At 36.8% G+C, this 13,104-nt stretch carries 12 protein-coding genes; 6 read left to right on the top strand and 6 right to left on the bottom strand.

Features of this window, described 5'->3' with window-relative positions; all coding sequences use genetic code 11:
- Positions 1–5: 5 nt before the first annotated feature.
- Positions 6–569, bottom strand: coding sequence for a dTMP kinase (gene tmk / locus DM84_RS01145; protein ID WP_250777773.1), 564 nt, complete (start codon positions 567–569; stop codon positions 6–8).
- Positions 570–683: 114 nt separating this feature from the next.
- Here tmk and DM84_RS01140 point away from each other — a divergent pair, with 114 nt between their 5' ends.
- The gene (locus DM84_RS01140; protein WP_250777771.1) at positions 684–1,256 is read left to right on the top strand and encodes a thioredoxin family protein; all 573 of its coding nucleotides are present in this window, start codon (positions 684–686) and stop codon (positions 1,254–1,256) included.
- A gap of 5 nt (positions 1,257–1,261) precedes the next feature.
- Positions 1,262–2,980, top strand: a complete 1,719-nt coding sequence (locus DM84_RS01135) for a monovalent cation:proton antiporter-2 (CPA2) family protein (protein ID WP_250777769.1) — start codon at positions 1,262–1,264, stop codon at positions 2,978–2,980.
- Between the two features lie 40 nt (positions 2,981–3,020).
- Here DM84_RS01135 and DM84_RS01130 read toward each other — a convergent pair whose 3' ends face one another.
- Positions 3,021–3,635, bottom strand: a complete 615-nt coding sequence (locus tag DM84_RS01130) for an SURF1 family protein (protein ID WP_250777767.1) — start codon at positions 3,633–3,635, stop codon at positions 3,021–3,023.
- A gap of 1 nt (position 3,636) precedes the next feature.
- A complete protein-coding gene (gene bfr / locus DM84_RS01125; protein WP_250777765.1) occupies positions 3,637–4,116 on the bottom strand; it encodes a bacterioferritin in 480 nt (159 codons plus the stop codon).
- Between the two features lie 515 nt (positions 4,117–4,631).
- Between bfr and thrS the strand changes: the two genes are divergently transcribed.
- The gene (gene thrS / locus DM84_RS01120) at positions 4,632–6,542 is read left to right on the top strand and encodes a threonine--tRNA ligase (RefSeq protein WP_250777763.1); all 1,911 of its coding nucleotides are present in this window, start codon (positions 4,632–4,634) and stop codon (positions 6,540–6,542) included.
- A 3-nt stretch (positions 6,543–6,545) separates the two neighbouring features.
- On the top strand, positions 6,546–7,055 hold the full coding sequence (gene infC / locus DM84_RS01115) for a translation initiation factor IF-3 (protein WP_250777761.1): 510 nt from the start codon (positions 6,546–6,548) through the stop codon (positions 7,053–7,055).
- Between the two features lie 105 nt (positions 7,056–7,160).
- On the opposite strand, the gene DM84_RS01110 is transcribed toward infC, so the two are convergent.
- Positions 7,161–8,423, bottom strand: a complete 1,263-nt coding sequence (locus DM84_RS01110) for an MFS transporter (protein ID WP_250777759.1) — start codon at positions 8,421–8,423, stop codon at positions 7,161–7,163.
- A gap of 30 nt (positions 8,424–8,453) precedes the next feature.
- Positions 8,454–10,256 carry an aspartate--tRNA ligase gene (gene aspS / locus DM84_RS01105; RefSeq protein WP_250777757.1) on the bottom strand — a complete coding sequence of 601 codons (1,803 nt, stop codon included), beginning with the start codon at positions 10,254–10,256 and terminating at the stop codon, positions 8,454–8,456.
- Positions 10,257–10,454: 198 nt separating this feature from the next.
- On the opposite strand from aspS, the gene DM84_RS01100 reads away from it, so the two are divergent.
- Positions 10,455–10,886 (top strand): hypothetical protein, encoded by a 432-nt coding sequence (locus DM84_RS01100; RefSeq protein ID WP_250777755.1) that lies wholly within the window; start codon positions 10,455–10,457, stop codon positions 10,884–10,886.
- A 3-nt stretch (positions 10,887–10,889) separates the two neighbouring features.
- Positions 10,890–11,501 (top strand): heme ABC exporter ATP-binding protein CcmA, encoded by a 612-nt coding sequence (gene ccmA / locus DM84_RS01095; RefSeq protein WP_250777753.1) that lies wholly within the window; start codon positions 10,890–10,892, stop codon positions 11,499–11,501.
- Here the strand turns inward: ccmA and DM84_RS01090 are convergent.
- Positions 11,485–12,834: an ankyrin repeat domain-containing protein gene (locus DM84_RS01090; protein WP_250777752.1), complete on the bottom strand. Its 1,350-nt coding sequence runs from the start codon at positions 12,832–12,834 to the stop codon at positions 11,485–11,487. The genes ccmA and DM84_RS01090 overlap by 17 nt on opposite strands.
- Between the last annotated feature and the right edge of the window lie 270 nt (positions 12,835–13,104).

Raw genomic sequence — 13,104 nt, 5'->3', positions numbered from 1 at the left:
TGACCCTATACTTGACTATCAGCTTTAGCTTCAGTTTCAGCGATAATATTGCACCTATCAGGCTCTTCTAGCGCTATCTCTTGAAATCCTTTTCGAACTTTATTATAAAAATTAATGTCCATCTCTTCGTATTTATTTTTATCTTTTGCTCTGCTTAGCCCAACTTGAACATCAATATCTAGGATAAATGTGATATCTGGACGTCTAATTTTTACTAACTTATGAAGGTTCCCTATTAGCCCTAAGTCGACTCCAAGCCCATACCCTTGGTATGCAATAGTTGAATCAATAAATCGATCGCAAATCACTATCTTTCCTTCTTTTAGAGCTGGCAGTATTAATTTTTTTACATGTTCATATCTCATTGAGGCGAGCAGCAAAAGTTCAGAGATGGGATCAATATTGTCCTTAAGTAACACCCTTCTTACCTTCTCTGCAAAGTCAGTGCCACCTGGTTCTCGGGTCAATATCACATTATTTTCACCACGAATTTGCTTAAAATGACTTGCAAGTAACTCAGACTGCGTTGTTTTACCGGAGCCGTCTATTCCTTCAAAGGTTATGAACATAAATTTTATAATCGTAATGTCAAAAAAGGATATGCAAACAGTATACACAAGAACCATTTGACACTTAAGCAATAATATTATAAGCTGTGCCTGATACACAATTCTCTGTAAGCTATGGTTGCACTGAATACTCCTAAGGTAGATTTTGACTTTACCGCAAAGGATTTCAATCTTTTAGGGGAGGACAACAAACACTATACATTAAGTGACTGTCGTGGAAAAAATGGTCTTATTGTAATGTTTATATGCAATCACTGCCCTTACGTTCGATCAATTATTAGCAATCTGGTGAGCGATGTTGATTTGTTAAAAAAAGATTATCAGATAAGTACTGTTGCAATAATGCCAAATGATGTAAATGAATATCCAGAAGACTCCTTTGAAAACATGATTAATTTTGCCAAGGAAAATAAGTTTACATTTCCATATCTGATTGACAGTACGCAAGAAGTGGCTAAAGAGTACGGTGCTATTTGTACTCCTGACTTTTTTGGTTTTAATGCTAATTTAAAACTCTGCTATCGTGGGCGTTTTAATGATGCAAAAAAAGAAAAGGTTCAAAACTATAAAACAGGAAGTAGTGACTTGTTTCAAGCTATGAAATTTGTTGTAGAAACTGGGAATCCTCCGGCTGACCAAAAGTCAAGCATTGGCTGCTCAATTAAATGGTCTGATCCTACAGGTTAAATACCATGCACGGCAGCTCTCAGTATTTGTTTGATATTATAATTCTACTTTCCGCTGCTGTGTTTATAGTCATAGCGTTTTGGAAAATGAATATCAGCCCAGTGCTCGGTTACTTCGTCGCAGGCGCGTTGATTGGTTCTCATGGATTTAATCTGATACATTCAGCTGATGCAATGGATAATTTTGCAGAATTTGGCGTAGTTTTTCTATTATTTATTATAGGTCTTGAATTGACCTTTGAACGCCTTATTGCCATGCGTATCCATGTATTTGGGTTTGGTTCCCTTCAAGTTATAGTTACCATGGTAGCGATATGGTGCATTGCTCTTGCTTTTGGAGTGAACACTAACATGGCAGCAGTTATCGGCGGTGGGCTTGCGTTGTCCTCAACGGCAATAGTGTTACAGGTTCTGCAGGAAAAAGGTTCTCAAGCAAGTCAAGTTGGTAGGTTGTCAATAGCGGTGCTACTAATGCAAGACTTTGCAGTGGTACCGCTAATAGTATTAGTACCCTTACTTACTGGTAGTTCTGAAAACAGTCTGATAAGCTCACTGGCAGGTTCATTAGTACAAGCAGCTATTGCATTAGTGCTGATATTTATAACCGGTAGGTTATTACTCAGACCTTTATTTTCGGTTATTGCTAAAATGGAAAGTAACGAGGTCTTTGTATCAACAACACTCTTAATAATATTAGGAGCAGCATTTATTACCGAGCAATTTCATTTATCAATGGCACTGGGCGCATTCGTTGCTGGGTTATTAGTCGCAGAAACAGAACACAGGCACTCGGTGGAACATGCGGTGTTGCCATTCAAAGATTTATTTCTCGGCTTATTCTTTATGACTGTCGGTATGTCTATCGATATTGACCTTTTACTCAATAAATTGCCGCTAATTACTTTATTGTCGATCACCCTTATCGTTTTAAAAACATCTATCATATACGTATTGTGTAGATTTTTTGGGTTTAAGAGTGCACCTGCCATACAAGCTGGATTATTGCTTGCCCAGGGTGGTGAATTTGCATTTATCCTGTTTCGCTTAGCAGATGAGTTAGACGTACTACCAAGTGAAATTGCTCAAGTGCTTATGATGGTAACTACGGTAACTATGGCTTTCACTCCTCTTCTATCGGGACTTGGAGAGTGGATAGCAAATTCATTTAGCACTGAGAAAGTAATATTAGACGATGAAGCAATTGAGACAGACACACAAGATCTCTATAACCATGTAGTAGTTGCTGGATTCGGCAGGGTAGGATATATGGTAACAAAAATGCTTACCGCAGAGCATCTAAGTTACGTTGTTGTAGACATTCAATCAAAGGTAGTCAAAGAAGGGAAAAGTGATAGCTTTCCTATATATCTTGGAGATGCTACGAGATATGAAATCTTAAAATCAGTAGGAATAGAAAGAGCCCAAGCTCTCGTAATTTCAATAAAGAACGAAGTTACTATAAAGAAGATTGTTTCTCTAGTTGCAACAAATTTTCCACATGTAAATATTATAATACGCTTACCAGACCTGAGTAATGTAGAAGCTTACAAAGATCTAGGGGCTAGTAAAATTATTCCGGAGACATCTGAGATTGGGTTGCAGCTTGGTGGAGCAGCACTGAGCCTAAGTGGTATTAGCGAAAGCGGAGTTGAGTCCTTAAAAAGTAGATTTAGGAAAGGCAATTATAGCATGATAAAGGATATTAGCAGCGATATAGATGAATGATTATTTCTTCAGTTCTTCTCTTGTTATCCTAACGTTGATGTCAGCCACTTGAGTGGCGTTTATTTTGTCTATAATAAACAACACACCAAATCAAGGAAAGTGCAAACCAAGTTATCGCGTATTCCAAGTGTTTCATCGGCTGTATAGTTAACTTATTGCTGAAACCCTTCTGCCACAGCATACACTGCTCTAGCTTAATACCGAGTTCATTGGAGATTTCTTCTGTACTTAGGGTAAACCATGTGTTCAAAGCAGTATCATTTTTGATTAACCAACTTTTGCTTTTACTGCTATCGCAATATAAAACTCCACTTGCAGCTATTTTCTCAATTCTTGCTCCTTCCTTTTTTTTCTCTCTTACTATTCCTTTATTCACTAGCATGTAATGTCCATTAGTGAGCAGCATAGGAGACAGCACATGATAACCGCGCTGCCCTGCAAAAACGTATAGCTCTATGTCACTTAAAATCCCATCAATCTTGATGTGTCTGTAGTTAAATTTTGCAAGATCATTATTGGGTAATAGATGGACAACTGGAAGATTCATATTTTTGATAATATTGTTCTTCCAGCTCAACCTAAATAATTGCCACAACCCTAATAAAAAAAGAAGTAAGCAAGGTATAATTAAGATGAATATTGTTTTTTTTAACACCTTACATTTGTGTTTTTAGGTAATTTTCAACACCTATAAGTTCAATAAGAGCAATTTGCTCTTCGATCCAATGGTAGTGCTCTTCCTCATTTTTCAATAGTTCCTCTAATAAGATTACACTAACAAAATCTTCCTCTTTTTTAGCAACAGAAATTGCTTCCCTATAGTCTTTTAAACCTTCTTCTTCTAATTTTAAGTTATCTTCCAAGATTTTTCGTATTGTATCTTTTGTAAACTTCCCGTCATACTTTGAGATTTCATTTGTGTCCTGAAAGTTTGGTATACCTTTAAGTAATAAAATCCTTTCTGCTAGCTTATTTGCATGCTCAAGTTCCTCGTCAAGCTCGTTTTTCATTTTCTCTGCGAGTTTATTGATCCCACTATCTTTGAGAATTGTAAAATGCAAAAAATATTGGCGTATAGAAGTCAACTCACCAGTGAGTGATTTATTCAAATGCTTTATTATTATCTCTTTATTCATAACCTTCCTTTAGTTTTATCTATTAGTATAATCCATATGACAATGAGTATCATAGCAATAGATCTCTTGCATAACCTTTTTCCGATTTTGTGTCAAAGCTTGCTTCTGCTCCTCAAATTGACTATGCCTAGTTGTTGAAGTAAGGTAATTATTGCAGTAGCCCAGAAATTAGCTGTAATTATACATAGAATGTTGGTTGATAAAACAGAATTTTGTTATTAAAAAATATAGGAGGAACATAAATTTTACTCAAGGTAGTAATGCCAATGGAAAGGATAAGCAAGAGCAGAGTGAAACTTAGATTTCATATTAGACATGTTGCCTTTCACTTCTGCCTAACAAGTATAATGCAGCTCAACTGCCATATAAGACTGTGGAGAGAACTGTGGAAGCGTACTACTTTAATTTACGTAAAATTATTAAGGGTTATGGAGGTATTTTGATTTATATAAAAATTATTGTTGACTTATGTACAGAGCCTCTGTTGTTCCAATGTCCTCCCAATAGGTATATTTATGATTAGAATTACTTTTTCAGCTGAACAAAAAGTAGAAGAATACAGCGGTAGAGTTACTGGTTTTGACACACTACAACCAGGCGTTTTAAAAGAAGCCGTTGCCCTAAAGGTAAATGGTGAGTTATATGATCTCTCACGTGAAATTGAATCTGACACAGAAATAGAGGTGATACAACTCAGTGACGAAATGGGTTTGGATATAATAAGGCATGATGCTGCTCATATAATGGCTCAGGCAGTGAAAGAGCTCTTTCCTAACACTCAGGTTGCCATTGGCCCAACAATTCAGGATGGCTTCTACTATGATTTTGCTACGGACCGTACCTTTACCACGGATGACTTTGCTGCAATAGAAAAGAAAATGAAAGAAATCATAAAAAGCAACCACAGATTTGTTCGAGAAGTTTGGACGCGTAAGCAAGCAATAGATTTTTTTAGCGGTATAGGTGAAAAATATAAGGTTGATATTATCTCCTCCATACCAGAGAGTGAAAATCTAACTGTTTATAGACAAGGAGATTTTGTTGACTTGTGCCGTGGTCCGCACTCGCCATCAACAGGTAGAGTCAAAGCGTTTAAACTCATGAAAGTTGCAGGAGCATACTGGCGTGGTGATGCTAATGGCCCGATGCTACAGCGAATATATGGCACCGCGTGGCGAAATAAGGATGAATTAAACGCTTATCTTGAGCGTTTGGAGGAGGCGGAAAAACGCGATCACCGCAAGATTGCTAAGGATATGGACTTGTTTCACATCCAAGAGGAAGCTGTTGGGCAAGTTTTTTGGCATGAACAGGGATATACTTTATATAACGTTCTTGAGTCTTACATAAGGAAAAAATTAATAAACAATGGCTATACTGAAGTGAAAACTCCTATTTTAGTAAGCAAGGAGTTGTGGGAAAAATCAGGGCATTGGGATAAGTTTCGTGAAAACATGTTTATCGTTGATGAATTTGAAAGTAAAAAGCTAGCAATAAAACCCATGAATTGTCCTTGTCACGTGCAAATTTTTAACTCTCACACCAGAAGCTACCGTAATTTACCGATACGTATGGCAGAGTTTGGTACATGTCATAGAAACGAAAGTTCAGGTTCATTGCATGGACTGATGAGAGTGCGTGGTTTTACGCAGGATGATGCGCACATTTTTTGCATGGAAGAGCAGATTAATTCTGAGACTGTAAAATTTTGCGGTCTTTTAAAAGAAGTATATTCAGAGCTTGGGTTCAATGAAATCTCCGTGAAATTTTCAGACCGTCCAAATATTAGAGCAGGAGATGATGAAGTGTGGGACAGAGCCGAAAAAGCGCTGCTTGAAGCTGTCAGAGAAGCAGGTTTAAGCTATGAGCTCAACCCTGGTGAAGGTGCATTTTATGGCCCAAAGTTAGAGTTTGTTTTGAAAGATGCAATAGGTAGAAATTGGCAATGTGGAACATTGCAAGTTGATTTCATTCTACCAAAACGCCTGGAGGCTTTCTATATAGGAGCAGACGGACAAAAGCACCATCCTGTTATGCTACACAGGGCAATTCTTGGAACTTTTGAACGCTTTATTGGAATTTTAATAGAGCATTATGCAGGAAAATTTCCACTGTGGCTTGCTCCAACGCAACTTGCCATTCTAACCGTTACAAGCGAAGCTGACGATTATGCTACAGAAATTTACAACATTTTAAAAAAACAAGGTGTTAGGGTTAAAGCCGATTTAACCAACGAGAAAATTAGTTATAAGATACGCTTGCATAGTTCAAACAAGATTCCTATATTATGGATTGTAGGCAAAAATGAAGTTGCGGGTAAAATGGTGTCAGTGAGAAATTTAGGGTCAGAAAAACAGGAGTCTTCTTCCTACAAAAAAGCTGCTGAATTGCTATTAAAAAGTATTAACCTTAGTCAAGGGAGTTAAAATTTGCAAACTAAAAAACACAGAATTAATGAATCCATTACAGCTGAGGAAGTACGCTTAGTTGACCAAAATGGTAAAATGGTTGGGATTGTGGCAATAAAGCAGGCTTTGGAATCTGCTCAGAATATCGGCTTAGATTTAGTGGAAATTGCGCCTAACTCAACTCCTCCAGTATGTAAAATACTGGATTACAGCAAGCAAAAGTACGATGCAAAAAAGAAAGCAAGTGAAGCAAAGAAGAAACAAAAAACGTTAACGATAAAAGAAATTAAGATAGGTCCCAATATTGGCGATCACGACTATGAAACAAAATTGCGTCATGTAAGGGATTTTCTTACACATGGACACAAAATCAAAGTCACAATGAAATTTAGAGGTAGAGAGCTCATAAACACTGAGGTTGGGGTGGAAAAACTGGAACGGTTAATTAGAGATACCGAAGATATTGCAAAGGTAGAATTAGCACCTAAACGAGAAGGAAATCAATATTTTCTAACTCTGATTGCTAGGTAGCAAAATTTATTCACGTTAAACTGGTTTTTGCTTGAATTAAATAAACTACATTTATAGTTCTAGGGTGTGATTAAAATATGAGAAATTACTATTAAAGGAAAAATTTCACCAATCAATTTTTTTGTCTCTTGTTTTAATTTGCAATACAGATATTAAACTGATTAATGCACAGGCAGTAAGATAAGTACCTGCTGCAAGTTTTGTTTCGGTTTTTTCTATCAGCCACATGCATATAGAGGGAGAGAGGCCACCAAAAATTCCTGCAGAGATATTATGTGCTAGGCTAAAACCAGTACATCTAACTTGCGTTGGAAACAACTCACAAGCAAGAGAATTATATATTCCAAAAGACGCACCTATTGGTATGCTCATCAATAGAAAAGTGAATGCTACAATATAGCGGTTATCATATGATAATAGCGAAAACGCCGGTAAGCTAACACAAGCTAAAACTACTAATATAGGAATCATCACGTTTTTCCTTCCTACTTTGTCAGATAGTGTTGCAAGCAACACTGCGGATACTCCAAATGTAATTTCAACCATAACCCTTACTACATTTTTAATATCGATGCCTGAGAGAGTAAGTTCTTTTACAGATATATTGTAAAACATGATTGCTGAATAAACAATTGCATTTTGGGCAACGCCAAGTCCAATTGCTAGCACAAATGCTTTTTTATAAGTTCTGATTAGCTCTAAAAATGGAGAATTAGATAAGCTTTTATTTTGATCATGAGTTTTATATGCTAGACTCTCTTCCATTATGTATCTTATTAAAAAGCCTATTATTCCCATAACGGAGCAGAAATAAAAGAGCAACCTCCAGCCCCAAATTTCATAATTTTCACCTGTAAACTTTTTGCAAATAGCTATCATTATAAAGCATGTAATAGAACCAAGAGCACCGCTGAAAGCTTTCATGCTACCTAAAAAGCCTAAATTTTTTTTATCGACCGAATGCTCTATTAAAAAGGCTGAGTTGATACTCGTTTCTCCACCTGCTGCCATTCCCTGTATTATTCTACAAAGTAGAAGCAATATAGGAGAAAACATTCTGATTTCTCTAAAGCTTGGTATAACCGCAATTGCAGTAGATGATATCGAAACTAATATTACGGAAGTTAGCAAAATTTTCCTCCTGCCGTACTTATCTCCAATGTAGCCAAAAATAAATGCACCAAGTGGTCTAAATCCAAATCCAATTGCGAAACTGCCAAGAAATTTGATTGTGCTTAAATAATCATTTTCTGAAGGAAAAAAAACATTGCTTATTATATGCATCAAAGCTCCAAACAGAGTTAACTCATACCATATAATCATGTTGCAGATTATGCCTGATAGTATTGCTCTTTGAATGTTATTCATGATTTCTCAGTTTAATATGATCTAGAGTACTTAGTCAATGACCTGCAAAGACAACTCACGTAAATGTCTATTGTCTACCTCAGAAGGAGCACCCATTAGAACATCCTCACCCTGCTGATTCATAGGAAAACAGATTACCTCGCGAATGTTTGGCTCGTCAGCAAGCAGCATCACCATTCTATCAATTCCTGGAGCTATTCCGCCATGAGGCGGCACTCCGAATCTGAATGCACGCACAAGTGCACCAAACTTTGTATCAACTTCCTCCTTGCCATAACCTGCAATGGCAAAAGCTTTGTACATAATATCCAGTTTGTTATTGCGGATTGCCCCGCTTGATAGTTCTACCCCATTACAGACGAGATCATATTGGTAAGCAAGGATGTCTAGTGGATTTTTTTCCTCTAAATCTTTCAAGCCGCCATGAGGCATGGAGAATGGGTTGTGAAAGAAATCAATTTTTTTACTTTTATCGTCGTATATGAAATATGGAAAATCAATAACCCAACAGAACTTGAAGATATTGTCATCTATCAGACCCAGTTCTGACCCTAAAAGAGTGCGCACTTTTCCTGCGATTGTTGCTGCTTCATTTTCTTGATCAGAAGCAAAGAACACGCTATCCCCGGACTCCATATTCGTTATTTCCCTTATGCGACTTAACCTATTGTCATCAAGGAATTTAGCAATTCGTCCTTTTGCAGTTCCATCTTTATCAAACGTTATATATCCAAGCCCTTTGGCGCCGAATTCTTTCTGTGCGTGTTCTATCTTTTTATCAAAAAAGCTACGTGGTTCCTCTGCTGTTTTGGGAGCAGGGATAGCTCTCACTACCATGCCACGTTCAATATTGCTTTTGAAAATATTGAACCCTGAATCGCGGAAAACTTCTGTAACATCGCTGATTAATAATGGATTACGCAAATCTGGCTTGTCAGAGCCATACTTAAGCACCGCCTCTTTGTATGTAATGCGTGGAAAGTCTTTGTCAACAGACTTGCGAGAAAATTTGACGAACACTTCATATAAAATAGATTCAATAACGTCAAATATGTCCTCTTGAGTTACAAAAGACATTTCAAGGTCTAGCTGATAAAATTCCCCAGGAGAACGATCAGCCCTTGCACCTTCATCACGAAAACACGGTGCAACTTGAAAATATTTATCAAACCCTGAAACCATGAGCAACTGTTTGAAAATCTGTGGAGCTTGTGGCAATGCATAGAACTTGCCAGGATTTAGCCTGCTTGGCACTAGGTAGTCGCGTGCTCCTTCAGGAGAGGAAGCAGTGAGTATTGGAGTTTGAATCTCTAAAAATCCTTGCTCTATCATGAGCCTGCGGAGTTCTGCAATGATTTGTGAGCGCAAAATAATGTTGTTACGGACCTTTTCACGCCTTAAGTCAAGAAATCGATATCTGAATCTCATGTTTTCTGGGTATTCTTGCTCACCGGTAATGCTTGCCAATATACTTCTTTCTTCTTTTGCTATTTCTTCATCATGGTGGAACTCAACTTCCGATTCAACGCGCAAATTGTTGACTATCACCTCGATTTCTCCGGTAGAAATAGAGCTGTTTACCGTATCTTCAGTCCTAGCCTTGACTATGCCCGTAACAGTAATTACACTTCCTGATTTTAAATTTGATATTTCATCAAAAAAATCTTTATCGTTATTGAATACCAACTGAGTAATTCCATAAAAGTCTCTTAAATCAACAAAGATCAGGTTGCCGTGGTCGCGCCTGCGGTATAACCACCCAGATAGGGTCACTTCCTTTTCTACATCGTTCTTCCCCAGTTCGTTGCACGTGTGAGTTTTGTAGCAGTTCATATTCGTTTGGTCACCAGAATTTTTTAAGTAGTATAGAAATAAACCTTATTGTATACAAGCCCATTCATCGCATATTTACACAACTTGCGAGATAGAGAAATGTTGCTTTGTGCTGCCTTTGCTCACACATAAGTTTGCAGAATTTCTATAATTGCGGTATAATAATAAGGGTGTTTTCAACAAACCTGGATACGAAAAATGCCATTTGCACAGATCATAGTATATAGCATAACATTACTTGCTGCAGCTGCAGTATTTTTCTTTTTGAGAAATATATACAAGAACCGAATTCGAAAAGTCATGTTTCCTAAAAAAGCCCTTGAAGAAGAGTGGGAGGAAGACAGAAAATTCAATGAATTATATCAAAAGAATAAGCAAAAAGAGTTGATGAAACATCAAGAAATGCTGCGCGAAAAGCAAAAAGATATACAGATTTACAAAGAAGATCCAGAAATAGTTGACATAGCAAAACCAGTAGGCAAATGGACAAAGATGGTTATGATGGGTAATGGTTTAATGCAGCGTTTTGCACAATTGATACATAGAGAAGGTGGACAGAAAGGATTTTGGGAGCTATTTATAAAAGCTCAAGCTTCAACTAAGGGTAAGTATAAAGGGAAAGGCAGGTAATTCATGCTTGAATGTGAAAATTTATCCTGCACCCGTAATAATAAGATATTATTTAAAAATCTCAGTTTTCAAGCTAAGCTAAAATCTAAGATCTTAATTACTGGTCCAAATGGTAGTGGTAAAACCAGCTTAATCAGAAGCTTATCCGGACTATTGCCACCAGTATCAGGCAACATAATGCACTGTGGAAAAGACATATATGATGACCCAAAGTCTTATATACCTTCTATGGTTTATATAGGGCATAAAAATGCCTGCAAGAATAGTCTAACTGTTGCTGAAAACATGGAACTCTGGGCAGGAATACGAGATACTAAAGAATTGATTATGGCCGCTGTCTGTTGTTTACAGTTACAACCTGTACTTAATATTAGGTATGGTGAACTTTCTGCAGGTTGGAAAAGAAGAGTTGCACTTGCTCGTCTTTTAATCTCTAATGCGAATGTTTGGCTGATAGATGAACCATTTTGTAATCTTGATAGTGCAACCTGTGAATTAGTGCTGAACCTAATCTCAATACGTTCTGAGCAAAACGGTATAGTAATTATTACAGGACATAGCTCTACGAAGCAATTGTGTGATTTTACTACAATTGACCTTATGCTTTTTGCGTAATTGAAGACCTCACCCTTTCGCCTTCTACTTCATTGAAAATGCCGCATGGTTTTTTTGCAGCAATTTCTCGAATGCCTTTCATAATAGAATATACTACTAGTGCTAAACCGAGGGTCATAACAGTTAGCGTAGTTAATACTGCTAATTGCACTCTTATCTCTAAACTTGTTTTTGCTCCATTTTCTCTTAGGAATTGAGTCATACCTTGATTGCTTTTCTGCATGGCAAGGTCTAAAGGAGTCAATCCCTTTTCATCTTTTGTGTTAACGTTCGCTCCTTGTTTTAAAAGAAGCTCTGTCTTTTTTATATCACCTTCTTTTACTGCACGAAGTAAGCGGCTTTCACCATTTATCTTATTCTCAATATCTGCTCCATAAGATCTTAATACTTCAATAGCTTTCTCATTTTCACTATTAAGCGCGATATCCAAAGCATCCATTCCAGCTTTATTTTTATAATTGATAAAGCTCTTTAACTTATTCCTGCCGAAGTTTTCTACATATTGCTCAATGATGAGTTTTACTACTTTCTCAGGACAATTATTAGCAGCAGGAAAAAGTACTGTATTGTTATTATTGTCTCTTCTTGTTATGTCTGCTTTGAGTTCGCCTATCAAATACTTGATAACTTCTATTCTGCTATCGTTTTCTGCTTCGGTGCATTGCCTGGTAGCCACAAACAGGGCTGCTCGTCCATTATTATCTGTATCTTCAATATTTTGTCCATTATCAACCAAGGCTCGTATTATACTTTTGTTTCCATATAAAGCAGCAAAGTGGAGAGGAGTGTGTCCTTCGGTGCTTTCTCTTTCATCGATTATTGCACCATGGTTAATTAGTAGTTCTATAAATTCTGGCGTACTTGCAAAAATCGCCAAGTGCATTGGTGTTAAATCATCTTTACCATGATTGTCGGTTTTTGCGTTAACATTTGCTTCATTTTTTATCAGCAATTTCGCTATTTCTAGTTGTTTGCGTCCGATGGCAATATGTAGTGGTGTATGATTGCGTTCATAATTATCATTGACGTTTGCACCATACTTTACCAGTAGCTTTGCAACTTCAGCATTACCCTTCCAAATTGCAACGTATAAAGGGGTACGTCCATCTTCATTATGTGCGTCAAGATTTGTCCTTAAATCAACTAATTTTCTAATTAATTTCTCAATTACCTCTAATTGAGCAGTTTTATCTAGTTTAACCCATTCTTCTTCTTTTTCTATGATGTCAGAAAGTAAGTTCGACATACAGTAAGGACCTCTAAGTTCCTCTGAACTTAGCTTTATTTCTTGCGTCCCTACTCTAAGAGAACATTCTTCTATTTCCTCTATCATAAGAAATTGTGCACATGTTAATTCATATATTGTTAAGGACTGTTATTAAATTTTTATTAATATTAGTAATGATTAAAATTTTAGTCAAAACGAAAGCAGACTTCTCGCATGACCTAGAAAAAAGACAGTTATTTTAAATATTGGCGTTTTCTGTAACGCTGCATGCTCTCAAATTGCTTTCGCTATAAATATTAAGAAATTTACCAATCGAAAAAAGGCAAAGAAATCCCGAGTGGCGATTTTTGACTCTAAAATACTTTAAATTGGCGC

It is taken from the genome of Wolbachia pipientis (assembly GCF_023661085.1).
Lineage (GTDB): Bacteria > Pseudomonadota > Alphaproteobacteria > Rickettsiales > Anaplasmataceae > Wolbachia.
The sequence above is the reverse complement of the archived record's forward strand: the minus strand, read 5'-3'. Positions and strand labels throughout refer to the sequence as shown.

Excerpts from the sequence above, each read along its gene's own strand:
- bfr (WP_250777765.1), bottom strand. The coding sequence starts at position 4,116 with ATGAATAAAGAGATAATAATAAAGCATTTGAATAAATCACTCACTGGT.
- DM84_RS01110 (WP_250777759.1), bottom strand. The coding sequence starts at position 8,423 with ATGAATAACATTCAAAGAGCAATACTATCAGGCATAATCTGCAACATG.
- DM84_RS01100 (WP_250777755.1), top strand. The coding sequence starts at position 10,455 with ATGCCATTTGCACAGATCATAGTATATAGCATAACATTACTTGCTGCA.
- DM84_RS01135 (WP_250777769.1), top strand. The coding sequence starts at position 1,262 with ATGCACGGCAGCTCTCAGTATTTGTTTGATATTATAATTCTACTTTCC.
- DM84_RS01140 (WP_250777771.1), top strand. The coding sequence starts at position 684 with ATGGTTGCACTGAATACTCCTAAGGTAGATTTTGACTTTACCGCAAAG.
- aspS (WP_250777757.1), bottom strand. The coding sequence starts at position 10,256 with ATGAACTGCTACAAAACTCACACGTGCAACGAACTGGGGAAGAACGAT.
- thrS (WP_250777763.1), top strand. The coding sequence starts at position 4,632 with ATGATTAGAATTACTTTTTCAGCTGAACAAAAAGTAGAAGAATACAGC.
- tmk (WP_250777773.1), bottom strand. The coding sequence starts at position 569 with ATGTTCATAACCTTTGAAGGAATAGACGGCTCCGGTAAAACAACGCAG.
- DM84_RS01090 (WP_250777752.1), bottom strand. The coding sequence starts at position 12,834 with ATGATAGAGGAAATAGAAGAATGTTCTCTTAGAGTAGGGACGCAAGAA.
- ccmA (WP_250777753.1), top strand. The coding sequence starts at position 10,890 with ATGCTTGAATGTGAAAATTTATCCTGCACCCGTAATAATAAGATATTA.